Genomic DNA, 25,361 nt, shown 5'->3' on the forward strand with positions numbered 1-25,361 from the left:
CATGCCGGCACTATTGACACCGCGCCAACAAGGTGGAACTGTGACCGTATTCACCCGGGCGCACGTCGCCCCATCTCGCACAAGGGACTTCGCCATGTATCTCACTCAAGGCCTCCATCGATCCGCATCCACCACACCCGATCGTGCAGCAACGGTGTTCGGCGATCGCGTGCGAACCTTCTCGGAGCAGATCGACCGCGTGGCGAGATTGGCGTCCGGCCTGCACTCGATCGGCGTGGAGGCCGGCGATCGAGTGGCGATACTCGCCTTCAACAGCGACCGATACTCCGAGTACCTGCTCGCGGTCCCGTGGGCCGATGCCGTCCTCAATCCCGTCAACATCCGGTGGTCACCCGTCGAAGTCGCCTACGCACTCAACGACTCTCTGACCAAGGTTCTGATCGTCGACGACACCTTCGGCGCGATGGTTCCGGCTCTGCGCTCGTCGTGTCCCGACTTGGCGACCGTCGTCTACTGCGGGGACGGAGATACACCGGAGGGCATGGTGTCGTACGAGGAACTGGTGGCATCCCACGATCCCGTTCCCGACGTACGCCGCAGCGGCGACGCCCTTGCCGGCCTCTTCTACACCGGCGGCACCACCGGATTCCCCAAGGGAGTGATGCTCTCGCACGCGAACCTGGTCACCTCGGGCCTGGGAACGGTGGCAACCGGACAGCTGCTCGACGACGCCTCCGTCCTTCTCCATGCGGCCCCGATGTTCCACCTGGCAGATCTGGCCGCGTGGGTGGGTCAGGTCATGCTCGGTGGCACCCATGTCATGGTTCCGTTCTTCGAGCCGACCGCTGTCCTCGGCGCGATCGCGAAGCATTCGATCACCGATGTTCTGCTGGTACCGACAATGATTCAGCTTCTGGTCGACCACCCCACGTTGAGCGAGTTCGATACCTCGTCGCTGAGCCGCGTGCTCTACGGAGGATCACCGATCTCCGCCGGTGTCCTCGAACGCACTCTCGCCCGGCTCCCGCAGGCCCGCCTCACTCAGGCCTACGGCATGACAGAACTTGCGCCGGTTGCGTCGCTGCTGTGGCCCGAACACCATGTGGGGAAACGCATCGGCTCGGCCGGACGCGCGGCCCCGCACTCCGAGATCCAGATTCTCGGACCCGACGACGAGCAGATGCCCACCGGCGCGGTCGGCGAAATCTGTGTCCGCGGTGGACACGTGATGTTGGGTTACTGGAACAAGCCGGAAGAGACTGCAGCTGCTGTCCGTGACGGATGGATGCACACCGGCGACGTCGGCTACCTCGACTCCGACGGCTTCCTGTTCGTCGTCGATCGTCTCAAGGACATGATCATCACCGGCGGCGAGAACGTCTACAGCGCCGAGGTGGAAAGCGCGTTGAGCCTGCATCCCGCAGTGTTGGCCTGCGCTGTGATCGGTGTGCCCGACGAGGAGTGGGGCGAGCGCGTACACGCGTGTGTCGTTCTGGCCGAGGGACTCTCACCCACTACCGCCGAACTGCGCGAGCACACCCGCAGCTACGTTGCCGGGTACAAGACCCCGCGCACCATCGAGTTCGTCACCGCTCTCCCCATGAGTGGGGCAGGTAAAATCCTCAAGCGCGACTTACGGGATGCGCACGTGGCTAAGGACGCGCTCGGAGCGTCCCTGTGACCACCGACGTCGATCGGTCAGTCCCTCCGCACGGGTGACGTGGTTCCGTAAGCCCGACGCACCACCTCGTCCAGAGTTGCCGCCAGTTGCGCGTCGGTGAGAGCACGTGGGCGGGCCACCGAAGCGGCCGATAGGTAGACCCCGCACAGCCATTCGAGCAGTTCGATGTTCGACAGCGCCGCCTCGAGATCGTGCCCGGTAGCCACCGACCCGTGGTGGGCCATGATGACCGCCGACTTGGAGTCCATCGCCGCCACCACCGCGTCCGCGAGCATGACTGTGCCGAACGGCGCGAACGGCACCACCGGGACCCGGCCGCCGAGGGCCAACTGCGCGTAGTGCACGGGTGGCAGTTCGTCGGTGACGAGCGAAAGAGCAACTGCCGCAGAGGAATGCGCATGCACCACAGCCCGAACCTCGGACGACGCATAGATGCCCAAGTGCAGACCCAGTTCCGAGGTCGGTTCGCACGCACCTGCGCGCACGATTCCGTCCATCCCGACGAGCGTGACGTCCTCGATCGTGGCGTCGCCCAGTACGAGCCCGGTCGCCGTCACCGCCACCACATCACCCGCGCGAGCGCTGACGTTGCCTGCGGTACCGAGAACCAGGCCCCGTCGACCCAGTTGGCGGGCGGTCTCGGCGACGGACTCTCGGAGTTCGTCCACGTCGGTCGGCATCAGATGGTCCTGCAGGTGCGGGCGAATTTCCGGACGAATTCGAGGTCGTAGGTGCCGAAGTCGGTACCGAGACCCTGCGCAACCTGGGCGGCGGTCGCGTTGCCCAGCTCCGCGGAGTCGACGAGGCTCATGCTCAGCGACAGGCCACGAACGAACCCTGCCGAGAACGCATCTCCGCATCCACTGGTATCCACCACGTCCACAGCGAACGCGGGCACTTCGACGGTCTCTTCCGCCGTCACGACGAGCGTGGGCGACGCCCCCGCGGTGGCCACCACGCAGGACGCACCGAGTTCGAGCAGTCGCCGACACCCGTCTTCGACAGTGGCGCAGCCGGTCCAGCCGAGGACCTGCTCGTCGTTCGGCAGCAGGTAGTCCACGTACGGCAGCGCGGGCGCGAACGCACCGAGGCCCTCGGGAACGGACGGCGCAAGACTGTCGACGGTGACGACGACGCCGTCCTCGTGGGCGCGGCGCGCGATGTCGCGCGCGGTGTCCGGTCCGAAGAACTCCGGTCCACCGAGATGCACGAAGTCGACGTTGTGAAACATGTTCCACGGAACATGCTGAGACAGATAGCCATTGGCACCGATCACATGCAAGGCCGGCCGCGAGCCATCCGGCCTGATCGGCAACACCGACGCCGAGGTCTGCACCCCGTCCATACGATGCACCAGGGAGACGTCCACTCCGTCGTCGGCGAGGAGCTGCAGGAGAAACGTTCCTGCCGAGTCACCGCCGACGACTCCCGCGGTGTGTACCGCGGCACCTAGTCGGGCCAGCACCAGTGCAGTGCCCCCGGCGGTTCCCGCGGCCGACATCGCGATCTGCTCGGCCAGTACGGCCTGTTGACCGGCGGGTATCTCGGTCACCGGACGAACAAGAGTGTCGAGTACATGCACGCCGAGGGTGAGCACTTCCGCTGGTTCTCTCATCGGATCGTCACGGTTCGCTCGGAGAGGATCAAGGCCTCCAGAGTGCACATCGAGACGTCGAATCGTGCGGACATCCCTGCGGTGGCGATCGGCCGAACCAGACGTCCCGCCCAGCTCGGGGAGACGTCGAACCAGAACTCGAAGGTCATCGCCGTAGAGGTACCGCCACTGAGCGGTGCGAAGCGAAATACGTTCGCCACGTTGGTGAGCGGCGCGAAACCCTGCCCCAAATCCACTCGCAGTCGATTCGCTTCCAGCTGCCGGACGGTCCATGTGACGCGACTGGTGAAGCGGCCGAGCGCTGCCACCTCCTCGGTGTACACACCGCCTGCGCGTGCAGAGCCATGATGCGTGGTGACCGACCGAACGTCGGTGACCCACTCCGCATAACGACTGGTGTCACTGGTCAGTGCCCACACTTCCTCCGGGCTGACCGAGAGGGTGCGATGGGCCGAGACTACGAAGCGTTGTTCCACGAGAGTTCTCCTTCGGTCGAAAGTACTTCTGCTGCTGCTTTTTCACCCGATCGCACAGCGCCGTCCATGTATCCGTTCCAGTAGTCGGAGTGTTCGGCACCTGCCCAATGCACTCGGCCGAACGCGGCGTCGCGACACTGGCCCAGCCCGGTCAGCACCCCGGGAGCCAGCACCGCGGTGGGCCCGCCGCGAGTCCATTGCTCGCGAGTCCAGTCCAGCTCGATCCATTCGGTCGGTTCCAGCGCGCGCGGCCCCACCGCGGAGGCGAAGGCCCGAAGAACCTCGCCGCGTCGTTCGGCGTCGTTACCGTCCGACCAGTTCCGGCCGCCCCGGTGGCGTGCACCCCAGGTGCCGACGAATCCCATCAGTACTCCCTGACTCCCGTCGGGCGGCGAGTTGTCGAACATCGAGGACACCGCTACGTCGCTGTCACGAAAGAGCGCCTGACCGGAGAGCCCACTCGCGCGCCAGAACGGTTCGGAATACACCGCCTCGCACTTGGCCAATCCGCCGAAGTTCATCCGCTGAAACAGCGCCTCCTGGGCTGCGGGAAGCGTTGGACTCCAGTCGATTCTGGATGCCAGAACCGGAGGAATCGCGACGACGACCGATCCGGCGATCCACGATTCGGTTTCGGTCCGTACCACCACTCGATCCGAATACTGCTCCACCCGGCGCACCGGGTTGCCGAGCCGGACGGCGTCACCGAGCTGCTCGGCCAATGCGATCGAGATCGCCTGGGAGCCACCGACGAAGCGCCATTGTTGTGCTCCCCCAGCCACACTCATCAATCGGTCCACCGTGCCGGGGGTGTACTCGTTACCCGCCCCGGCCACGTACGCCAAGCCGAAGAGCGCGGACACGTCGGCGGCCGTGCCGCCGAACACCGATCCGAGCAGGATGTCGAGTAGCTCCACTCCACCGTCGGTGGCCGCGTGGCGCCGAGCCCAGGTGGCCAGAGTTTGGGTGTCCCACTCGTGCGCACGGGGCGCATCCCACGGTCTGTCCACGGGAATCTGCCTGGCGGCTCGATCCATTCGTGCAACGAGCATCCCGACATCGGGTAGCGAGATGGGGTCGGGTGGGACACCACCGGCGAAGCGTCGGGCGCGTCCGTTCTTGACGTAGATGCTCGATCCGATGTCGTGAGCGGGGAACGTGGCGACGCCGACCGAGGTGGCCAGACGAAGGATGTGATCCTGCGTCGGACCGACGAACTGCCCTCCGGTCTCCACCACAGCGTCTCTGCCGATCGCATGGTTGACCGTCCTCCCGCCGACCCGATCTCGGGCTTCGAGAACCTGGACGGTCAGGCCCGCTGCCCTCAACTCCCTGGCGGCGGTCAAACCCGCGAGTCCTGCGCCGACGACCACTACGTCCACCTGCGAGGCTGCCGAATTCTCGGACATGGGTGCCCCTTTCCGAGCTGTTCGATGTAGCGGCGACAGTAACTCAATATTGGCCACTAGGCCAGGATTGAAGGAAAGTGCCTGCTGGAGGGCACTGCGATGAGGGTGGACGACAGCATCCCGGCTACGTTGTAGCGATGACCGAAGAGCGCCGGAAGACGCGATACGCACGTGGCCAGGAGCGCCGCGACGCCCTGGTCGACGCTGCCATCGGCGTGATCGCAACGCGCGGACTCGAACGCGTCTCGTTTCGGTCCGTGGCCGACGCCGCCGGTTTCCCGCCGTCGACCACCAGCTATTTCTTCGGCTCGGTCAGCGAACTCATCGATGCCGCGATCACTCGAATTGCCGAGAACGTGACGACGAAGGTCACCGCGCTCCTCGAGGTGGCGCACACCGGGGGCCTCACGCGCGACGATCTCGCCGACGCGATCATGGACCTGGTCTCGCTGCTGTCCTCTCCCGAAGACGACGACTCTCGCGTTCAGTTCGAGGCGTACCTCGCCGTACGCAGACGGCCCGAGCTGACCGATTCGGTGCACCGAATCATGCGGATGATCGAGGAGGCGGCCGAGGCGGCGCTCGGGGCATTCGGCATCCCGGAACCACATCTACCGGCTCGGCATTTCCTGGCCTTGATCGACGGCTACACCCTGCACGAAATCGCCAGGCCCACACCGGGCGGAAACCGACCTGCACTGCGAGACGCGCTGTTTCGGGTCCTCGATTCGTACGATCGAACGCCCTGACTCCGGTCCGCGTTGCTACAGACCGGCGCGCTCGAGAATTTCGTCCCAGTGGAGCTCGGCCTCGGCCTCACCCATTCCGGTGGCCGCGATTCGCTCGTAGTCGTCGATCAGTGAATCGGCAACGCGCTCATAGCGTTCGAGCCACGCCTCTTTGTAGTCACGCCAGTAGCCGACGATGGCCAGCCGCTTCGCCGGTATGCCGATGTCGCCGCGCAAGTACTTGCGCACAGCTCTCCCCGCCGAGGCCTCCGCACCGAACCAGACGTAGCCATTTCCCGCCGGTATCCCGTACGCGCGAACGGCATCGGGCAATTCCGATGGTGCGCGGCCGTTTCCGGCCACCCGCCAGTCCATCGTCACCGAGGCCGCCGATCGAACGTCCAGCATGTCGTCGTCGTGAGCCACCTCGACGATCGCATGGGCGCGCAGGCCGGCAGGCAGTTGCTCGAGTGCACGACACAGAGCCGGTAGACCCGGTAGATCGGCGATCAACAACATCCACTCCGTGTCGGCGGGTGGCTCGTACCACGACCGAGTTCCCCACATCCCCAGCGCCGTACCCGGCTCGGCCGAGCGTGCCCAGTCCGCGGCGACCCCGCCGACGTGGTCCACGAAGTCGATGGTGATCCGGTCCCCGCCCCAGCGCCTGACGGTGTAGTTGCGGCATGCACGTGCCACACCGTCATGATGAGCGAGAACCCCGTTACGACGGGTCATCTCGGGCGGTGCACTCTCCCTGTTTGCGGGGAAGTACAGGTGCACGATCTCGTCGGGCACACCGCTCGACTCGAACCCGTGCGCACCGGAAGAATCGAACACGACGCGAATCAGCGACGGTGACAAGCGAATCGACTCGACTACTGTCGCGGTGAGGTATCCGCCCTCGCCACCTCGGCCGGCCATGACGGTGCCGTCAGTTCTGCTCGGCCGGCTGGACGAACAGCGTTTCGATGTCGTCGAGGATCAGGCCGAGGCCGATGGGATCGGACGAGTTCCACGCACTTGCCGACACCCAGTGCACCCGATTCTGCTGCACGGCAGGCAGGGTCGACCACAGAGGTGCGGTGCTGATGGCGTCTCGTTCGGCATCGGATCCCTCGTCGGTGTAGACGAACAAGGTGTCGGCGGACGCGAGAATGTTCAGCGTTTCGTCGGTGATGTCGATGCGGAACACACTGGGATCCTGCTGCCCCTCGGGCTGCGCCATTCCCAACCCCCGAAAGGCGATGCTCTCTCCGGTTCCGACTCGAATCGAGTACTCGCCCCGGTCACTGAGACGCACGGCCGAGACGGGCTTGTCGGCAAGTCCTGCATCGGAGACGCGCTGTTTCAGTTCGGCCATTCGATCCGTGAGGCCCTGCATCAGATTCATTGCCTCGTCCTGCTTTCCGAGTACCTCGCCCACGGCAGTAACGCCGTTGGATACATCGTCGAGCGACACCCCGTCGTTGTACGCGAACCCGTAGGTCGGTACTCCACTGGCAGCAAGCTTGTCGTAGATCTCCTTGTTCCAGGCTTTCTCGCCTTCGCCGTCGTAGCCGGCAACCACGATGATCAGGTCCGGATCCTGAGCCAGGATCGCTTCGACGTTGGGATCGAATCCCCCGCCTTCCCCGGCAATGTTCTCGACGTCGGCGGCGCGCTGGTCGACGTGCGCAGGGAGGGCGAGAGGATTGAACGACGCCGCCACCGGCTTCGCGTCGAGGGAGAGCATCAGCGCCAGGGAGATCGGGTCGGCAGCGACGACTCGTGCCGGCGCAGCGGGAACCTCGACGGAGCCGAAGTAGTCCTGCACCGTTCTGGTGCCCGCGGTCTCGGCCGTGTCCGACGGTTCCGAGGTCGCGCTCGAGCAACCGACCAGGGCGACCAACGCCAGTGACAGTGCACCGGCGAGCGCGTACCTCCGCGCAGAGGCGGGCCGTCTCGTGCGGCTGGTCGAGCGGCTGTCGAACACAGAGAACCTGGGCATAACTGGGCAGCCTAGCCTAACTATTCGCCGCGGTGGTCACCGCTGACCAGCAACGGCACGATGCTGCGGTGCGCGAAGGCGAGCAAGTCGTCGTACGTCTCGAGTGCAGCGCCTGCAGCAGGCGTCAACAGAATCGAATGCACGACGCGAACCACGATCTCCGGGGCATCGGGTACTGCGAAACTGTCCGAGTCCAGCCCTCCCCGGGCAATCTGGGCGGCAGCGTCTATCGCGGACGCGAGCAGGGTCGACGCATTGGTCGTCAACTGTTCGAGCACCAACGCACTCTCGGAATCGAACATCTTGAGCAGAACAGGGTTGGTTCGCACCGAATCGATCGTCGTCGCGAATCCGTGCGCGGCTCGATCCGCCGGTGACGACTGCTCGGCGGCCGCTGCCGCCACGGCGACGAACAGCCTCGTCGATTCACGCGCCATGACTGCCCGCACCAGCTCGTCCTTGGATCCGATGCGGCGATAGACCGTCACACGGTTGATCTTGGCGCGCTTGGCCACGTCCCCGATGGTCGTTCTGGGAATGCCGACCTCGCCGAACAACTCCAACGCGGCATCGAGGATCGGCCCGTCGTCACCGTCTGGATGCATTGTCCAATCCTAACGTCACCCTCGATCGCAGAATGCAACATTGCAACACTAGTTGTTGCTATGTAGCATCGGTGTATCAGCGTCTCGACGAATGGAGCTCGAATGTCCCGCGACAGAGCGATCGACCCGAACGCGCGCCACACGGACGAGTCCTATGCGATCGTGGCCCGTGCTGTGACGTTCGACTGGACCGGCGTTCCGCTGCAATACATTCCGCACGAGTGGTACGCCACCCACTTCTGGAACGTGATGCATCTGGTGCTGCCCGAGGGAGAACGGGCGATGGCCGACGTCTTCGCCCTCGCGCTCCCGTACATCGACGACCGCAGACTGCATGAGGAGGTCGTCGGATTCGTCGGCCAGGAGGCCACTCATGCGTCCTCCCACGAAAGCTTCCGCACCTACCTCGTTGCCCACGGAGTCGACATCGAACCGATTCTGCAGCGGATCCGATTTGCGGTGGGCGTGGTGTTCGGCGACCACGGTCTCACCGGGCGCGCAGGCAAAGCGTGGCTGAACGAGCGACTCGGAATCTACGCAGCGGCCGAGCACTTCACTGCTGTGGTGGGCGAATGGCTCTTGGACAACACCGAATTCGACCGCCTCGGCGTCGACCCGACGATGCTCGACCTGCTCCGCTGGCACGGGGCCGAGGAACTCGAACACCGCAACGTGGCGTTCGACGCCTTCCAGTACGTCGACGGTGGTGGATTTCGCCGCGCCCGTACCGCAGTGATAGCCAGTGCAGGGTTGGCCGTGTTGTGGTTCAGCACCGCCGCGTACCTGTACGAGAATTCGGTGGCCACCCCGCGCACCGGGAAACGCCGAGTTCGCACCCCGTGGCCTCTCGCGTTCGCACGAGCGTCCCGCAAGCACCTCATTCCGGGCCTGTCGTTCCTGTTCGTCCAACTCGCCCTGTACATCCGTCCGGGCTTCCACCCGTCGAAGATGGGCGACATCGACAAGGCCGTGCGATACCTGGCAGTGTCCCCCGCAGCGTTGGCGGCCCAGCGGTGATGACCACAGCGTCCCCGATTCACAGCCATTTGGGTGAGATCACGGTGACCGAGCCCGGTCGCGGTCTGCGAGCCATCGCTGCGGCTTCGCGGGTGTACGCCAGATTGGTCACCGACTCGTCCCTCGTGACCGCCCTGTCCCCGGCCCGACCACGCAGATGCGTCGGCTACGAATTCGAGACCACCATCGACGAGACAGTCGACGAGGCCGAGGACGTACGCTCACTGTTGCTCCGTCGCAGCGACGGAGCTGCATTGCCGACGTGGTTACCCGGTGCGCACATCGACGTCACCACCCCCTCCGGTTCGGTGCGCCAGTACTCGCTCGCCGGGCGCCCCGGCGAAGGTGATCGCTACCGCATCAGCGTCCGCAAGATACCCGGCGGCACGGTCTCCGCAGAGATCCACACCCTCTCCCGCGGGGATGTTCTGCGAGTTCGTGGACCCCGCAACGCTTTTCCGCTGGCCGCCGCCGACCACTACCTCTTCGTGGCCGCCGGCATCGGCATCACCCCCATCCGGTCCATGATCGAAGGCGCAGTCGCCGACGGCATACGGTGGACGCTCTACTACCACGGAAGATCGCGTGCGAGTCTGCCGTTCGTCACCGAACTGCAGCAGATGGCACTCGTCTCGCATGGTCACGTGATGGTGAAAACCGATGACGTCGAGGGACTTCCGAATCCTGCGGACATCGTCGATCTCGGAACGGGATCCTCGGCCCTGTACGTCTGCGGCCCCGCGGCGCTCTCGCGCAGGTTACGCGAGGAGGCCGCCCGCAGCACCGCGGTTCGGGAGTTCCACACCGAATTGTTCGCGCCTGCACCGGTGGTCGACGGCACTCCTTTCGTACTGAAGCTCGACCGCTCCGGCGACACCATCGAGGTCGGTGCGCAGGAGACTGCCCTCGATGCCCTCCGAAGAGTTCGACCGGATCAACCGTTCTCGTGCCGGCAGGGCTTCTGCGGGGCCTGCGTCGTGGGTCTCGTCGGCGGACGCGTCGAGCACCGCGACCGCGTACTGAGCAACCCCGAGCGCGAAAACTCACTCACCCTGTGCGTCTCACGTGGCGCGGTCGACGGCGAAGTTCTCGTCCTCGATCTGTAGAAGGAGACCCCTATGGCTGCATCACATTCGACTGCCGACACTGCACTGCCGCACATCGACGTCGCCATCATCGGCGCGGGCTTCGGAGGTCTCGGGGCCGCGATCAGGCTCGAGCAGGAAGGCCGCGGCGACTTCTTGATCTTCGAGCGCGATACGGCTGTCGGAGGAACCTGGCATGTCAACACCTATCCCGGTGCCCAGTGCGATATTCCATCGGCACTGTATTCGTTCTCGTTCGCGCCCAATCCGAACTGGACGCGCCTGTATCCGCTACAGCCGGAGATCGAGCAGTACCTCGACGACTGCACCGATCGGTTCGGTATCCGCGATCGAATCCGCTTCGGACACGAGGTGCTCGATGCGACATGGGACGACGAGCGCGTGCAGTGGGTGGTACGCACGAGCGGTGGTACTTGGACTTCTCGGATTCTGATCGGAGCCCTCGGCCCGTTCAGTGAACCGGCGACTCCCTTTATCGCAGGACTGGATTCGTTCTCGGGCTCGGTGTTCCACTCCGCGCACTGGGACCATGGCTACGACGTGAAGGGGCGACGCCTCGCCGTCATCGGCACCGGTGCATCGGCGGTGCAGTTCGTCCCGCGCCTGGCCCCCGAGGCCGGGCATCTCACGCTGTTCCAGCGGACACCGACGTGGATTCTTCCGCACCCCGACCGGCCCATCTCCGACTCCGGCAGATCCCTGTTCGAGAAGTTCCCACCGGCTCAGCGCGCCATGCGTCGCATGTTCGATCTGTTCCAGGAAGCGTTGGTGCCGGGATTGATTCGGCACCGTTCCCTGTTGGCCCCACTGACCGCCCTCGGGCGCGCGCACCTACGCCGTCAGGTGAAGGATCCGATTCTTCGCGAGAAGCTCACGCCCTCCTACGCATTCGGTTGCAAACGGCCGACCTTTTCCAACAAGTTCTACCCCGCTCTGTGCCGAGAGAACGTCACTGTCGAGACCACCGGCATCGACGCGATCGTGCCCGAGGGAATCGTCACGACCGACGGCACGGTCCACGAGGTGGATGCGATCGTTCTCGGAACCGGATTCACCGTCGCCGGCCACTCGGGCTTCCGACGCATCGTCGGGCGAGGCGGAACATCACTGGCGGACACGTGGCCGGGTGGTGAAATGTCGTCGTATCGAGGGACCACGGTGCACGGTTTTCCGAACTTCTTCATGCTGCTCGGCCCCAATTCGGTGGTGTACACCTCGCAGGTCGTCACCATCGAAGCGCAGGTGAACTACATCCTGGCGGCCCTGCGCGCCATGGATTCTCACGCGATTTCCGTGCTCGAAGTGAGCAAGCGCGCGCAGACCGAGTTCGCCGATCACACCGACGCACAACTGGCAGGGTCGGTGTGGAACTCGGGCGGATGCAGCAGCTACTACCTGAGCCCCTCGGGCCGAAACGTCACGTACTGGCCGGGTTCGGTCCGCAACTTCACTCGACGCATGTCCACCATCGAGCTCGACCACTATCACTGTCGGAGCGTGACGACCGGTGTGGATCCGACGCTCGTGACGACGAAGGACCTCGTATGAACAAGCCCATCGACCTCACCGGCACGGTCGCGTTGGTAACGGGTGGGGCACGCGGCATCGGAGCTGCGACCGTGGCGTCACTACTGTCCGCGGGAGTCCGAGTGGCAATGGTGGATCGAGACTTTCCACCCGAGACGGCCGGTTCCGAGCGCGCACTCCACCTCGTCGGTGACGTCACCGATCCGGCAGCGATGGTGGACTGCGTCGCGGCAACGATCGACAAGTTCGGCCGCCTCGACATCGTGATCGCCAATGCCGGTATCACGCCGCCGCCCGCCACGATTCGCTCGATCGACCGCGCCGTCTTCGACACGGTGATGGCAGTGAACTTCGGCGGCGTCCTCAACATCGTGCGCGCCGCTGCCGACGAGATCGTGGCGAGCGGCGGCCACATACTGCTCGTATCGTCCTGTGCTGCATTCACTCCCGGCATGGGCGGGTCTGCGTACATGGTGAGCAAGGCTGCCGTGGAACAGCTGGGACGCGCTCTGCGTATCGAATTGGCTGCCGTCGGCGCATCGGCCGGTCTTGCGTACTTCGGAGTGGTGGATACCGACCTGGCGCGTCACACCCTCGACGACGACCCGATCGGTCAGCGAATCGGCGGATTGCTCCCGTGGCCGCTCAACCGACGTCTGCCGTCTCGGCGCGCCGCGGAGTTGCTCGTCCGTGCGGTCCGCACCCGTCGGGCACGACTGATAGCCCCTGCTGTGTGGACGCCGTACTTCTGGTTCCGCGGAATACTCAACCCGATTCTGGAACGTCGGCTCGTCCACGACCGCGCGATCGCCCAGATCGTCCGCGATCTGGAAGATGTTCAGGCACTCTGAAGTTGACGGAGTTGGGCGTCGACGATCTTGCTGGCGCGGGGCACGGCAAGCAGGCGTACTGCGGCGAAGTAGGCGACGAAGAGGATGACCGCCGGGATCTGCGATGTGAGCGAAGTTTCGGCGATAGCGTCGGCGGGGGCACGGTAGACGAGGACGATGCGCAGAATGGCCTCGGCCAGGAGCACGGCACCGAACCCCGCCGTCATCACCCGCTGAATCGAGCGGAACTGTGCTGACGCGGCCCAGGAGTTGTCGAATGCCCGCGCTCGGTCGGGATCACCGGCAACGGCCATAGGACGGCTGGCCTCCATCATCAACGGACGGCTGGTCAGTACGCTGGCCAATGCGACGACAGCAGCCACTATTGCGTAGAACGCCGGGCGGACGAGGATGAATCGGGGGTCGTCGCTGATTGCGACCAGTGCGACGCTGGCGGCAATCTCGGCGAGCACGAGAATCGAGATCCCGTCCACACTCGCTCTGCTGCGTCGACGAGTCACGAGATCACCGACGAACAACAAGGCGAGCGTTACCGCGCCGACAACTGCAGCGGTTATGTCCGACGCGCCCAGCACGACTGCCACGAGTATTGTGCCGGTCGGCGCGATTGCCCCGAGCAATGCTCGTAGCCAACGAAATTCACCGCTCTCGACCCGTCCACCCAGCGCCTTACCGCCGGCGACTGCACCGCCGATGGACAGTGCCACCGTCGCCGGCATGCCGGCGTGCGAGAGCAGCAGGAAGACAACGGTCGGGAGCAGCAGATCGATGGCGATGTTGGCGATGGACGACGCGAGAATACGAGTCTTGATGGTGTTCGGCATGACGTCAGGCTCCTGTTCGCGAGTAGTTTTTCGACCGTGTAATCGTTTGCTCCGCTCGATCTTTCATTGATTCGTGGTAGGCAAGAACAGCGGACTGCACGTCGCTGCCGGCGGCGATTCGGGTTTGCAGATCGTAGGCATCGATGAAGGCGGTGTTGGCTCCCTCGCCTCCTGCTGGCGACATGGCGTGGATGGCGTCGCCGAGGAACGCGACGGGCACGGTCGAGCGGAACGTCATCTCCGGCAACACATCCATTGCGCGGAGGGTGATGCGGAAGGTGTCGTCGACGATGGCGTCGTGCAGAACGGCCGTCGCTCGCGGGTCCCAAGCAGACAAACGTTGTCGGGTGAATTCCACTAATTGCGCAGGATTCTGCCCCCGGGTGGGGAATTCGTCGGCTGGACCGAGGAGCACCCACATCACGTAAGGCTCGCTGATGGAGCTCGGCACATCGTAAGCACCGAGCGCCAAGGTCGTGGCACCGTCGGTGACCCCGGTGAACCTGCTGTCGAGTACGGTCTTGGCGATCCAGGAACGGTTGCTGTCGGTGAGTCGGCTCCGACCGTACAGCGCAGTGATTCCCAATGGCTGCGGACCGTGTCCGGGCAACAATTCGCGACGCAACGCCGAGCCCACACCGTCCGCGGCCACGACCAGATCGAAACTTGCGAGGTCGTCGACCGAGCCGACGGGCGAGCCCCAGTGAATCGGAGCGTCCAGGGTCTTCGCCAATAACGTCAGTAACGTGCCGCGGTCGATGGCCCCGGGAGCACCGGGAGCTTTGCGACGCAGCATCAGCTCCAGGCTCGGTGAATAGATGTCCACCAACGGAATCGGCTGCCGATGCACGGTGGCTCGGTATTCGGCGAAGTTCTCGGGTGAAAGGCACCCGCGGAGCGCACGGTCTCCGGCCACCGAGACATTGATTCGATAGCCCAGCCCGCCTGCGTCGTACGGCCGCCTGGCCTCGAACACCTCGACGTCCACCCCGATCGACCTCAGACCATGCGCGGCAACCAGGCCTCCGAGTCCTGCGCCTACCACCACTGCCCTCATCTCGACTCCTTTATCTTGGTAACTAAGATACTTAGACCGTAAGCTATAGTCGGGGCATGGCGCAACAGGAAATCGAAGCCAGGTCGACTCCGGGCGAACTTCTCGGCCGAGAGTTCATCACGTCGGTAGTCGTGTTTCACGAGGTCGTGGGCAGGGCCATGGGCCTGAGTCCGGTGGAGCGCAAGTGCATGGACGTGCTCAAAAGGCTCGGCCCGGTATCGGCCGGGGAGATCGCCGACCACACCGGACTGACGAGCGGTGCCGTGACGGGCCTGATCGATCGCCTCGTCAAAGCCGGCTTCGCGGAAAGAACGCGGGACGAACACGATCGTCGAAAAGTCGTCGTACAACTCACTACGAACGACGAGATGAACCGCCGCACAGAATCGATTTTCGGGCCACTAGGAGCCGACATGCACGAACTGATGTCGACCTATTCTGCCGAGGAATTGACGGTGATAGCCGACTTCCAGCGCCGCACGTCCGATGTCCTCGTAGCCAACACTCGTCGACTGCTAGAACAACAAGCCGACCACGAGCGCTAAACCAGCTCGTCCCCCACGCTCGGGACGTCACTCATCGGCGGCAGCGGCCGCGAACACAGGTCCTGGGCGTCGCCGTCGGACACTCCCAGCGCGAGCAGCACCGTGTACGCCATCCGATCCACGGCCTCGGCGTCGTCACGGTCGGGTTGCTCGAGCAGCAGCTGGCCCAGACCGAGCAGAGCACCTGCCACCAGAGCCAGGGACAGCTGTATGTCCTCAACGCGGAAATACCCTGCACCGATTCCGGCCACGATGTCTCTCGCCGCCCGTGGACCGAGGCCGTGCTGCGACGTGATCAACTCGGGACCGGAGTGGATGAGTACCCGGCTCAGTTCCGGTTGCAGCCGAAAGAGTCGGCCGGATATTCGGAACGATCGAGTGAATGCCTCGGCGGGATCTGCGTCGGCGTCGGTCAACGAGTCCAGGTAGCGTCCCAGCAGTTCCAGGGCACCGTCGACCGCCGACTGGAACAGCTGCTCGCGGCTGACGAAGTGGTTGTAGAAAGAACCCATCCCCACGTCGGCTGCCTGAGTGATCTCCGCGATCGGAGCATTCAGCTCGCCCCGAGCGATGAAGCCTTGCGCCGCCGTGATCAGCGCGCCACGGGTGCGCGCCTTCCGCCGTTCGAGGCGATTCTGGGTCTCCGCCATGTTCCCTACCTCTGTCTACGCTGGTCTACCCGCTGACCCTTCCTCACCGCTGACGAATTTGTCAATACTCTTGACTGACTCAGTAGTCATAGGTGACGATAGTGTCAACAACGAGGGAGGGCTGATGGGACACGACGTCGACGGCCACAAGAACATGCATGTGGATCAGGGCGCGCTACCAGGCGAACACCCGGGAAAAGCCACCGACCCGATCGTCAAGGTGCGCGACATCGCCTGGCTCGAGTTCCGCAAACCCGATCTGGCCAAGGCCGAGGCGTTCGCCGTGGCGTTCGGATTCACCGTCTCGCTACGGACGTCCGAGGAGATTCACCTTCGAGGCACCCACATCGGCTCACCGTGCGTGATCATCCGACGCGGTAAGCGAACGCGGTTCGTCGGTGCAGCGTTCGCCGCCGCCGAGGATGCCGACGTCGTCCGACTCGCCGAGGCCACGGGGCAACGCGTCCACCGACTGCCCGACACCCTTGGTGGTATCGCCGTCACTCTGACCGATCCGGGCGGCCAGCCCGTTCAGGTCGTCTCGGGATACACCGAGCACCCGGAGCTTCCGGGCCAGGACACACATACCTACAACTTCGGCGATCCCCGCAACCGGGTGAACGCCACTCAGCGCCCACCGCATCAGCCCGCACGAGTACAACGACTCGGGCATGTGGTGCTGCAGCGAGTGGACTACCTGGAGAACCTGAACTGGTACCTGCACCACCTGGGACTGATCGTCAGCGATTTCCTCTACTACGACGGCCAACGCGACCGAGGCCCGGTGATGAGCTTCATCCGCTGCGATCGCGGCAGCATCCCCTCCGATCATCACACGCTCGCCATGACTCTCGGTCCGTCCGACAGGTACGTGCACTCGGCGTATCAGGTGACCGACATCGACGCCATCGCCGCCGGTGGCGAATTCCTCACCGAGCACGGGTACAAGCATTCCTGGGGTATCGGCAGACACATCCAAGGCAGCCAGATCTTCGACTACTGGCGTGATCCCGACGGTTTCCTGGTGGAGCACTTCAGCGACGGCGACATGTTCGACAATTCGCTCGAACCCGGCTGGGCACCGATGACGGCGTCGGGCCTCGCACAGTGGGGCCCGCCCGCATCCAAGGACTTTCTCGGAATCGCGCCGAGCAAAGCGTCTCTGCACGAACTGAAATCGATCCTCTCCTCGCTACGCAACAACAACGAATTCGACACCGAACGCCTTCGCGGCCTGATGAAAGTGGCTTCCTCATGAGCATCGCTGTACTCCGCACCGCCGACGCCTGGTGGGTCGAGACCCCGAACGGAGCGTCGCGCATCGACACTTCGGCAACCACCACTGCCGAGCTTCTGGCCGATCGCGCGGCCGTGGACGCCGCCCGTGCCGGCACCGATGTCGTTGCGGTGGAGACACTGTCGCTGCTCTCCCCGGTCACCGCACCGTGCCGCGTGATGGCGAACATGACCAATTTCGTCTCGCACGTCAAGGATTCGGGCATGAACCCCGAGACGGTGCCGCTGACGTTCTTCCGGAAGACCTCGGGTTCGATCAGCGGCCCCACCGACGACGTCGTCAAGCCGCCGCACGTGAAACTTCTCGACTACGAGATCGAGATCGGTCTGGTGTTCGGCAAGACTCTGACCGTGGGCACCAAGATCGATGCCACCAATGTGGCCGAGTACGTGGCGGGACTCGTACTCACCAACGACGTCTCGGCGCGTGACGTGCAGCTGCCGAAAACCCAGTTCTACGAGGGTAAGTCGTACCCCACCTTCACTCCTGTAGGCCCACGATTGGTACTGCTCGAGCAGGGCGAGTTCGATCGATTCGGCGAGTTGGCCATGACACTCCGAGTGAACGGCACTGTTCGACAGGACAGTACGGTCGCAGACATGATCTTCCGGCCGGTCGAATCACTGAAGGCGCTGAGCAAGTTTCAGCGCATCGATCCCGGCGACCTGCTGCTCACCGGCACACCCGGCGGTACCGCCCTCAAGGCTCCCGCCAAACCGATCGAGATGATCGGTGCTTTGATTCCGCCGTCGGTCAAGTGGAAGGTCTTCTTCAAGAAGCAGGCCAAGAATCCCGACTTCCTGCAGGACGGCGACGTGCTCGAACTGACGAGCTCGACTCCCGACGGAGCCCTGGATCTGGGGGTTCAGCGCACCCGGGTCTCCTACCGATGAGCGAACACGAGCTCGACGGCGCGCACCACCGGGTGGTGATCGTCGGCGCTGGGCCGACGGGGATGACCGCCGCGCTCCAGCTGGCCCGGTACGGCGTACCCACTCTCGTCCTCGACCGATGGGCAGATGTCTATCCCCAGCCGCGCGCGGTCCACCTCGATGACGAGGTGTACCGAATTCTCCACGACATCGGTGTGGCAGAGGATTTCGCCGCCATCTCACGTCCGGCGCGCGGGCTACGACTGTGCACCAAGGACCTGCGGACCCTGGCCGAGTTCGAGCGCGATCCCGACGACAGACCGCACGGCTATCCGCAGGCCAACATGTTCGATCAACCCGAACTCGAGCGTCTGATGCGTTCTCACATCGCTCGCTACGACGGCATTGCGATGCGCGGTGGATACGAGATCACCGATGTACAGAATCTGAAAGACAGCGTCCGGGTCTCGTACACGTCCACCGAGGACGGAACGCTGCATTGGGTGACCGCCGACTACGTTCTCGGGTGCGACGGTGCCAACAGTGTGGTGCGCAGGTCCATCGGTTCGAAGATGGAGGATCTCGGTTTCGAGCAGCGCTGGCTGGTCGTCGATATCGAGACCGATGTCGACCTCGACCAGTGGGACGGTGTGCATCAGGTGTGCGATTCCGAGAGATCGGCGACGTACATGCGTATCGGAACCACGCGCTACCGCTGGGAGTTCCAGATGCTCGATGGCGAAACCCTCGACGAGTTCACCGATCTCTCGGCAACACACCCACTGATCGCACCGTGGTTCGTTGCGGCGGAGATCCCTGAGATGAAGCTGATTCGCAGTGCCGAGTACACATTCAAGGCACAGATTGCCGATCGGTGGCGTGATCGCCGGGTCTTCGTCCTGGGCGACGCCGCGCATCTGACGCCGCCGTTCATCGGTCAGGGAATGGGTGCAGGTCTGCGCGACGCCCGCAACCTGGTGTGGAAGTTGGTCGGCGCACTCGACGGACACGTGCCCCAGTCCGCGCTGGACAGCTACGAGACCGAACGAAAGACGCACGCCAAGGCCATGATCAGGCTGGCCGTGATGATAGGGCGGGCCATGACCGGCGGGAGCAAGCTCACCGGCATCATGCGGACCAACATCGCGCCCGTCCTCGGACATCTTCCGGTCATCGGCGACAAGGTCACCGCGAGCACTACGCCCTCGCTCGTCGGATCGCAGTACGTCCTGCGATCGCCGATGCAGCCTCGCTCACTCGCCGGACAACTCTGCCCGAACAGCTTGTTGGACAATGGGATGCGACTCGATGATCGGGCACCTGGGCAGTTCCTGTTTCTCGCGTCGACACCCCTGACCGTGGAGCAACGACGCGAAGTCCAGCGGCGCGGTGCCGCAGTGGTGGAAGTGGCGGCCTCGTCCGATCTCGGCTTGTGGCTGCGGCGCGGTCGCGCTGTTGCAGCGATCGTGCGACCGGACCGCACCGTCATGGCGTCGGGCAAATCGGTACCGGCATTGCACACCCGAGTTCCGAGCACGACGCTCCGGCGCGCCGACCGACCGACACCCACGGCTCCAGTCACTGCTCAAAAGACCAGAAGCATTGCAACCAAGAGGCGTAGATGAATACTGCAATTGTCACCGGAGCGACGTCCGGAATCGGCGAGGCGATCGCCGAACTTCTCATCGCTCGCGGCTTTCGCGTCATCGGGACGAGCCGCAACAGCTCGGCCGTGGTCGACCCCATTCCCGGCGTCGACTACCGCGATCTCGACTTGACGGATCCGGCATCGATTCGCGCGTTCGTGAACGGTATCGGCGACACACCGATCGATGTGCTGATCAACAATGCCGGCGAAAGCCAGTGCGGACCGATCGAAGAACTCCCCATCGAGGCGATCGCCCGGCTGTTCCAGCTCAACGTCTTCGGCGCGATCGAGCTGACCCAGGCCGTACTACCGGCGATGCGCGAGCGTGGACGCGGACGAATCATCAACATCGGGTCGATGCTGGCCAGTTTCCCCCTGGCCTACCGTTCCTCGTACGCCGCGACCAAGGCCGCGATCAAGGGATTCGCCACGGCGGCGCGGTTCGAGCTCGAGCCCTACGGAATCGACATCACCACAGTAGAACCCGGCTCCATCGCCACGGGCCTGTCCGCTCGCCGAACCAAGTACTGCGGACCGCATTCGCCGTATCTTCGCGATTTCACCACAGTGATCGCACAGCTCGACGCCAAGGAGGCACAGGGCATTACCGCCGAGACGGTCGCCAAGACCGTGCTGAGAGCGGTCGAGGACAAGAAGACACTCCCGATCTATGCCGTCGGCAGCAATGCGCCTGCAGTGTTCCTCGCCCAACGATTGCTGCCGCGCACCGTGCTCGAGAAGTTCACAGCACGGGCATACGGCCTGCCCAGCAAGCGGCCGGTGAGCTAGCGAAACAGCTGCGCTTCAGCGAAACAGCTGTGCGACAAACGGAATCGTGTCGGCCTGTGATTGCACGAGCGCTCCGCTGTGGTCGGCGTCGTACGTCCGAAACGTCACCGGCTGGCCGTTCGCGGTGAGTCTGGCGACGTAGGCGGCGGTGGTCGGGAACGGGACGTCGGTATCGCGTAGACCGTGGCCCATGAAGAACGGCTTGTCGAAACCTGCCTCGGGCATGGCCATGTAGTCGTCGAGCACAGCGGTGAAGCCCGGCAGGCCGGTCAGCGGCGCGGTGAAGAAATCGCCGATCTTCACGCCGTCCAGTTGCTCCTCGAGGTCCGCCACACACGCCGTCTCGGCCAGTGCCGCGTACTTCTTTCCTGCAGGGGTGAGGATACCGTCCAAGCCCAGCTCGGGGTGCGAATAGCGAAGAGCAGCACCGATGTACGCGACGTACGCGGTCAGGCCTGCCGGCAGTGCGACCGGAGGCATACCCGGTCCGCCGATCGAGACGAGCTTCTCGATGTACGCGGGGGTTCCGGTGCCGACTGCGCCCCGATAGTCCAGATCCGGTCCACCGAATTCGGTTGCGTACCGAGCGGTGTAGATCGCTGCGCCGCCGCCCTGCGATTGACCGACCGCCACCCAGGAGTTCGAGAGCTCACTCGAGTAGTGGCGACCCGCCTTGACCATGTCGACAACGTTGTGCGCCGTGGTCCGCCCGTCCAGGTATGCCTGCAAACCCGGCGTTCCGAGGCCTGCGTAATCACTGGCCACAACGGCGTATCCCTGCGCGATCCAGTTCGCGAGGTACGGCAGATCTCGTTCGGCCAGCGCAGGTCCCGCGACGGACGGTGCGCACGAGTCACCGAGTCCGGACGTGCCGTGGGCCCACGAGATCACCGGCCAACCGCCATCGGGGGCAGTGCCCTGCGGGAGGAAGACGGTACCGGTGCTGAGCGCCTTCTCGCCGAACGTGTCGGTGGTGACGTAGGTGAGCACCTCGGCCGAGGACGCACCGGGAATCCAGAAGTCCTGTGGCAGCTCACGACTGGAGACGACGTCGCCGATGTCCTGGGTGATCGTCGGTGCTGCGGAGGCCGGGGACGCGAGCAGTGTCGAACTCGCCATGCCGGCGGCGAGCGCTGCGACGACTGCGAGGGCACCGATCCGACGACGAGCAATCACTGGGTCTCCGTTGCATTCGAGTGTGCGAGCGCGCCACCGCGTTCGTCGATGCGCGCCACCTTGTAATACACGACCGCGCCGATCCAGACAACGAAGAACGTGCCGACGACGAGCTGGCCGGCGAGGTTGAGGTCGATGACGGCCAGCGCGTCCCACAGTCCACCGGTCAGCTCGAACTGCTCCGCAAGCAGGGTCAGCAGCTGCACCGTCCCGATCACCAGGGCTACGAAGACCGAGAGTCCCGTCATCGTCATGTTGTAGTAGATCTTGCGGACCGGGGTGACGAACGCCCAGCCGTAGGCCTTGGACATGAAGATGCCGTCGATCGTGTCCATCGTGGTCATGCCCGCGGCGAACAGGACCGGCAGCGCGATTATCGCCATCGGTGGCAGTCCGCCGGCGATGGCAGTCGTACCGGCGATCGCGAGCAGGCCGACCTGAGTGGCGGTATCGAAACCGAGACCGAACAACAGACCGAGCGGATACATCTGCCAGGAGTGGTTGATCATCTTGTCGTAGCGGCCCCGGAACAGTCGATTCATCAAGCCGCGCTTGGCCAGCAACTCGTCGAGCCCGGCCTCGGTGAACTCACCGCGTTTCGCTCGCCGCCAGACCCCGACGATGCCGGCGAGGACCGCGATGTTCAGCGCGGCGATGAGATACAGGAAAGTTCCGGACACCAACGTGCCGATGATGCCGCCGACCCCGGCGAAGGCATCCTGGAACGCCGTCGCCTGCGAGGCGACAAAGGCAATCGCGGCGACGAACACGAATACGACGGTCGAATGCCCCAGCGAGAAGAACAGCCCGACGGCCAACGGCCGCTTGCCCTTCTGCAGGAGAAAGCGGGTGGTGTCGTCGATAGCGGCGATGTGATCGGCGTCGAACGCGTGCCTGAGACCGAGGGTGTACGCCAGCACGCCCGCTCCGGCGTAGACGAGGGTGCCATCGGCTCCGGTCAGGCCGTGGATACTCGGAATGGAGTCGTAGTGGGTGAACAGCCCCCACCCGATCACATGCAACGCGGCAATGAAGCCGGCCATCGCGAGCAGCCGAGGAACCTCGTCGAGAGTGAATCGACTCTGCCGTCTGCCGAGTTCGACACGCGATAGTTGGGTCGTCATGTCGATCATTGTCTCCGATGACGTCGAGTTGCTCTTCCTATGGAGCGCAGGTGCGCTGAGTGTCCACTATTTGTGTCCGCAGGCGGGATCGCGATCGGTGCAGCGAATTGTGGACACTCAGGTCAGTGCGATACCCCCAGTGCCCCCAGAGTCATTGCTCGCAGAACCGGCCGAGCATTGCGTGACGGACTGCGTCCCGCACTGTAGGGCGTCGAGTTGATCAGCCCGAATACTGCGTGTGCCGTGGTCCGCGCATCGGACTCGCTCAACTCCGGGTCGACGGCACACAGCACCTCGACCCACAGTTCCACGTACTCGCGCTGCATTCGGCGCACCTTGCGTCGAGCTCCCTCGGGAAGGCTTTGCAGGTCTCGATCCTGAATGCGAATGAATGCGGGTGTCTCGAAAGCGAAATCGAGGTGGAAATCGACCAGGGCCGACACTGTGCTCGCAGCGACGGCCTCTCGGCCGACCACTTTGCGCCCGCCGTCGAGCAGATACTCCGAAATTCCGACCATCAATTCGACGAGCACCGCCTCCTTGTTCGGAAAGTGGCGATAGACGGCGGGACCACTGATTCCCACAGCCGCACCCAGATCCTCGAGCCGCACGGACGTGAACCCACGATCGGCGAACAGAGATGCCGCGGCGTCGAGCAATTGCTGCCGACGCTCGGCCTTGCGTTGCTCGCGCACGGTCGTCGGCTTTTCCAACTCCTGCACCCCCTCGACCCTGGACGCTCAGTTAATCGTAGTTTACTATCATGTCAGTTATCAACCATTAACTGAACTCCTGCTACACCAACGTCCGACCCCTAAGGCGTGCACCTCATGGCGATCGATACCGCTGCCAACCGAGCAGATCACGAGCTTCTCACCAGCGAACTCACCGAACGGCTCGCCGCCGCAGCCCTCGGCGGCAGTGAGAAGTCTCGGGAACGGCACGTCGCCCGCGGCAAGCTGCTCCCCCGCGACCGCGTCGACGAACTCCTGGACCCTGGCAGCCCGTTCCTCGAAATCGCACCGCTGGCCGCCAACGGTCTGTACGACGACGAATGCCCCGGTGCCGGTGTCATCGCCGGCATCGGCCGCGTCTCCGGACGCGAGTGCGTGATCATCGCCAACGACGCCACCGTCAAGGGCGGCACCTACTACCCGATGACGGTCAAGAAGCATCTGCGCGCTCAGGAAATCGCGTTGCAGAACACCCTCCCGTGCATCTATCTCGTCGACTCGGGCGGCGCATTCCTGCCGCGTCAGGACGAGGTGTTCCCCGACCGCGACCACTTCGGTCGCATCTTCTTCAATCAGGCGACCATGAGCGCCAAAGGGATTGCACAGATCGCTGCCGTCATGGGCTCCTGCACCGCGGGCGGTGCCTACGTGCCTGCGATGAGCGACGAAGCGATCATCGTCAGAAACCAGGGCACGATCTTCCTCGGCGGTCCGCCACTGGTGAAGGCTGCGACCGGCGAGGTCGTCACAGCAGAAGAACTCGGCGGTGGTGATCTGCACTCGAAGATCTCCGGCGTCACCGACCATCTCGCCGACGACGATCGAGACGCACTGCGACGCGTGCGCCGCATCGTCTCCACCCTCGGGCCCCGCACCCCACGGCCATGGGACATCGTCACCACCCGCGAGCCCGTCGCCGATCAGAGCGAGATCTACGACGTCGTCCCCACCGATCCTCGCACCCCGTACGACGTGCGCGAGGTGATCACCCGAGTGGTCGATGCAGGCGAGTTCGACGAGTTCAAGGCCGAATACGGCAAGACTCTCGTCACCGGATTCGCCCACCTCCACGGCCATCCCGTCGGGATCATCGCAAACAACGGCGTCCTGTTCGCCGAATCTGCCATGAAGGGCGCACATTTCATCGAACTGTGCGACAAACGCAGCATCCCACTCGTCTTCCTGCAGAACATCACCGGCTTCATGGTCGGCCGAGACTACGAGGCAGGCGGCATCGCCAAACACGGCGCGAAGATGGTGACGGCAGTTGCCTGCGCCCGCGTCCCCAAGATCACCGTCGTCATCGGTGGCTCCTACGGCGCCGGTAACTACTCCATGTGCGGCAGAGCGTATTCGCCTCGCTTCCTGTTCATGTGGCCCAACGCTCGCATCTCGGTGATGGGCGGCGAGCAGGCCGCATCGGTGCTCGCCACGGTGCGCAGCGACCAGCTCGATGCAGCGGGGAAGCCGTGGGGTGAGCAAGACCAGGAAGCGTTCAAGGCTCCGATCCGGGATCAGTACGAGAGCCAGGGCAACCCCTACTACTCGACGGCCAGGCTCTGGGACGACGGCATCATCGACCCCGCCGACACCAGGCAGGTTCTCGGACTGGCCCTCTCGGCGTGCGCCAATGCGCCGCTCGAGCCGGTCTCCTACGGCGTTTTCAGGATGTGAGAGGC

At 64.3% G+C, this 25,361-nt stretch carries 25 protein-coding genes; 12 read left to right on the plus strand and 13 right to left on the minus strand.

The genetic code is table 11. From position 1 onward, the window contains the following. Nucleotides 1-94 precede the first annotated feature (94 nt). A complete protein-coding gene (locus O4220_RS16815) occupies nt 95-1,642 on the plus strand; it encodes an acyl-CoA synthetase (protein ID WP_269606358.1) in 1,548 nt (515 codons plus the stop codon). 17 nt (nt 1,643-1,659) lie between these two features. Here the strand turns inward: O4220_RS16815 and O4220_RS16820 are convergent, their stop codons facing one another. Genes O4220_RS16820 through O4220_RS16835 form a run of 4 tightly spaced genes read right to left on the minus strand, consistent with a single transcriptional unit; the run spans nt 1,660 to nt 5,142 of the window. Continuing rightward, nucleotides 1,660-2,322, minus strand: a complete 663-nt coding sequence (locus O4220_RS16820; protein WP_269606194.1) for a class II aldolase/adducin family protein — start codon at nt 2,320-2,322, stop codon at nt 1,660-1,662. Further along, the gene (locus tag O4220_RS16825) at nt 2,322-3,257 is read right to left on the minus strand and encodes a carbohydrate kinase family protein (RefSeq protein WP_269606196.1); all 936 of its coding nucleotides are present in this window, start codon (nt 3,255-3,257) and stop codon (nt 2,322-2,324) included. Before O4220_RS16825 ends, O4220_RS16820 begins: the two co-directional genes overlap by 1 nt. Continuing rightward, the gene (locus tag O4220_RS16830) at nt 3,254-3,733 is read right to left on the minus strand and encodes an SRPBCC family protein (protein WP_269606198.1); all 480 of its coding nucleotides are present in this window, start codon (nt 3,731-3,733) and stop codon (nt 3,254-3,256) included. The genes O4220_RS16825 and O4220_RS16830 overlap by 4 nt, the downstream gene beginning before the upstream one ends. After that, the gene (locus O4220_RS16835; RefSeq protein ID WP_269606200.1) at nt 3,715-5,142 is read right to left on the minus strand and encodes a flavin monoamine oxidase family protein; all 1,428 of its coding nucleotides are present in this window, start codon (nt 5,140-5,142) and stop codon (nt 3,715-3,717) included. Before O4220_RS16835 ends, O4220_RS16830 begins: the two co-directional genes overlap by 19 nt. Nucleotides 5,143-5,279: 137 nt before the next feature. On the opposite strand from O4220_RS16835, the gene O4220_RS16840 reads away from it, so the two are divergent. Continuing rightward, nucleotides 5,280-5,891, plus strand: a complete 612-nt coding sequence (locus O4220_RS16840; RefSeq protein ID WP_269606202.1) for a TetR/AcrR family transcriptional regulator — start codon at nt 5,280-5,282, stop codon at nt 5,889-5,891. Nucleotides 5,892-5,906: 15 nt separating this feature from the next. On the opposite strand, the gene O4220_RS16845 is transcribed toward O4220_RS16840, so the two are convergent. Genes O4220_RS16845 through O4220_RS16855 form a run of 3 tightly spaced genes read right to left on the minus strand, consistent with a single transcriptional unit; the run spans nt 5,907 to nt 8,465 of the window. Then, a complete protein-coding gene (locus O4220_RS16845; RefSeq protein WP_269606204.1) occupies nt 5,907-6,794 on the minus strand; it encodes a siderophore-interacting protein in 888 nt (295 codons plus the stop codon). Between the two features lie 10 nt (nt 6,795-6,804). After that, nucleotides 6,805-7,860, minus strand: a complete 1,056-nt coding sequence (locus O4220_RS16850; RefSeq protein WP_269606206.1) for an ABC transporter substrate-binding protein — start codon at nt 7,858-7,860, stop codon at nt 6,805-6,807. A 20-nt stretch (nt 7,861-7,880) separates the two neighbouring features. Beyond that, nucleotides 7,881-8,465: a TetR/AcrR family transcriptional regulator gene (locus O4220_RS16855; RefSeq protein WP_269606208.1), complete on the minus strand. Its 585-nt coding sequence runs from the start codon at nt 8,463-8,465 to the stop codon at nt 7,881-7,883. A 102-nt stretch (nt 8,466-8,567) separates the two neighbouring features. Here O4220_RS16855 and O4220_RS16860 point away from each other — a divergent pair, with 102 nt between their 5' ends. Genes O4220_RS16860 through O4220_RS16875 form a run of 4 tightly spaced genes read left to right on the plus strand, consistent with a single transcriptional unit; the run spans nt 8,568 to nt 12,966 of the window. Next, entirely contained in the window at nt 8,568-9,482 is a 915-nt protein-coding gene (locus tag O4220_RS16860; RefSeq protein ID WP_269606210.1) for a metal-dependent hydrolase, read from the plus strand. After that, nucleotides 9,482-10,588: a PDR/VanB family oxidoreductase gene (locus O4220_RS16865; protein WP_269606212.1), complete on the plus strand. Its 1,107-nt coding sequence runs from the start codon at nt 9,482-9,484 to the stop codon at nt 10,586-10,588. The genes O4220_RS16860 and O4220_RS16865 overlap by 1 nt, the downstream gene beginning before the upstream one ends. A 12-nt stretch (nt 10,589-10,600) precedes the next feature. Next, nucleotides 10,601-12,136: a flavin-containing monooxygenase gene (locus O4220_RS16870; protein ID WP_269606214.1), complete on the plus strand. Its 1,536-nt coding sequence runs from the start codon at nt 10,601-10,603 to the stop codon at nt 12,134-12,136. Beyond that, complete coding sequence (locus O4220_RS16875) at nt 12,133-12,966, plus strand: SDR family NAD(P)-dependent oxidoreductase (RefSeq protein ID WP_269606216.1); 834 nt, start codon at nt 12,133-12,135, stop codon at nt 12,964-12,966. The genes O4220_RS16870 and O4220_RS16875 overlap by 4 nt, the downstream gene beginning before the upstream one ends. On the opposite strand, the gene O4220_RS16880 is transcribed toward O4220_RS16875, so the two are convergent. Both O4220_RS16880 and O4220_RS16885 read right to left on the minus strand, forming a co-directional pair. Then, nucleotides 12,954-13,790, minus strand: a complete 837-nt coding sequence (locus O4220_RS16880; protein WP_269606218.1) for a VC0807 family protein — start codon at nt 13,788-13,790, stop codon at nt 12,954-12,956. The two genes, O4220_RS16875 and O4220_RS16880, sit on opposite strands and share 13 nt — an antisense overlap. A 4-nt stretch (nt 13,791-13,794) precedes the next feature. Next, nucleotides 13,795-14,847: an FAD-dependent oxidoreductase gene (locus tag O4220_RS16885; RefSeq protein WP_269606220.1), complete on the minus strand. Its 1,053-nt coding sequence runs from the start codon at nt 14,845-14,847 to the stop codon at nt 13,795-13,797. Between the two features lie 56 nt (nt 14,848-14,903). Between O4220_RS16885 and O4220_RS16890 the strand changes: the two genes are divergently transcribed. After that, the gene (locus tag O4220_RS16890; protein WP_269606223.1) at nt 14,904-15,392 is read left to right on the plus strand and encodes a MarR family winged helix-turn-helix transcriptional regulator; all 489 of its coding nucleotides are present in this window, start codon (nt 14,904-14,906) and stop codon (nt 15,390-15,392) included. On the opposite strand, the gene O4220_RS16895 is transcribed toward O4220_RS16890, so the two are convergent. Continuing rightward, a complete protein-coding gene (locus O4220_RS16895) occupies nt 15,389-16,042 on the minus strand; it encodes a TetR/AcrR family transcriptional regulator (RefSeq protein ID WP_269606225.1) in 654 nt (217 codons plus the stop codon). The genes O4220_RS16890 and O4220_RS16895 overlap by 4 nt on opposite strands. A gap of 124 nt (nt 16,043-16,166) precedes the next feature. Here O4220_RS16895 and O4220_RS16900 point away from each other — a divergent pair, with 124 nt between their 5' ends. Genes O4220_RS16900 through O4220_RS16915 form a run of 4 tightly spaced genes read left to right on the plus strand, consistent with a single transcriptional unit; the run spans nt 16,167 to nt 20,648 of the window. Then, nucleotides 16,167-17,300 carry a VOC family protein gene (locus O4220_RS16900; protein ID WP_032377675.1) on the plus strand — a complete coding sequence of 378 codons (1,134 nt, stop codon included), beginning with the start codon at nt 16,167-16,169 and terminating at the stop codon, nt 17,298-17,300. Then, nucleotides 17,297-18,232 carry a fumarylacetoacetate hydrolase family protein gene (locus O4220_RS16905; protein WP_032377676.1) on the plus strand — a complete coding sequence of 312 codons (936 nt, stop codon included), beginning with the start codon at nt 17,297-17,299 and terminating at the stop codon, nt 18,230-18,232. Before O4220_RS16900 ends, O4220_RS16905 begins: the two co-directional genes overlap by 4 nt. Then, nucleotides 18,229-19,836, plus strand: a complete 1,608-nt coding sequence (locus O4220_RS16910) for a bifunctional 3-(3-hydroxy-phenyl)propionate/3-hydroxycinnamic acid hydroxylase (protein ID WP_269606230.1) — start codon at nt 18,229-18,231, stop codon at nt 19,834-19,836. The genes O4220_RS16905 and O4220_RS16910 overlap by 4 nt, the downstream gene beginning before the upstream one ends. After that, nucleotides 19,833-20,648, plus strand: coding sequence for an SDR family oxidoreductase (locus tag O4220_RS16915; RefSeq protein WP_269606232.1), 816 nt, complete (start codon nt 19,833-19,835; stop codon nt 20,646-20,648). Before O4220_RS16910 ends, O4220_RS16915 begins: the two co-directional genes overlap by 4 nt. 15 nt (nt 20,649-20,663) lie before the next feature. Here O4220_RS16915 and O4220_RS16920 read toward each other — a convergent pair whose 3' ends face one another. The 3 genes from O4220_RS16920 to O4220_RS16930 form a co-directional block, all read right to left on the minus strand. Beyond that, nucleotides 20,664-21,767, minus strand: coding sequence for an alpha/beta hydrolase family protein (locus O4220_RS16920; protein WP_269606360.1), 1,104 nt, complete (start codon nt 21,765-21,767; stop codon nt 20,664-20,666). Nucleotides 21,768-21,820: 53 nt separating this feature from the next. After that, a complete protein-coding gene (locus O4220_RS16925) occupies nt 21,821-22,948 on the minus strand; it encodes a HoxN/HupN/NixA family nickel/cobalt transporter (protein ID WP_269606234.1) in 1,128 nt (375 codons plus the stop codon). Nucleotides 22,949-23,070: 122 nt separating this feature from the next. After that, entirely contained in the window at nt 23,071-23,670 is a 600-nt protein-coding gene (locus O4220_RS16930) for a TetR/AcrR family transcriptional regulator (RefSeq protein ID WP_269606236.1), read from the minus strand. Between the two features lie 108 nt (nt 23,671-23,778). Here O4220_RS16930 and O4220_RS16935 point away from each other — a divergent pair, with 108 nt between their 5' ends. Next, nucleotides 23,779-25,356, plus strand: a complete 1,578-nt coding sequence (locus tag O4220_RS16935; protein ID WP_269606238.1) for a carboxyl transferase domain-containing protein — start codon at nt 23,779-23,781, stop codon at nt 25,354-25,356. Nucleotides 25,357-25,361: the final 5 nt, after the last annotated feature.

It is taken from the genome of Rhodococcus ruber (assembly GCF_027270735.1).
GTDB classification, from domain to species: domain Bacteria; phylum Actinomycetota; class Actinomycetes; order Mycobacteriales; family Mycobacteriaceae; genus Rhodococcoides; species Rhodococcoides rubrum_A.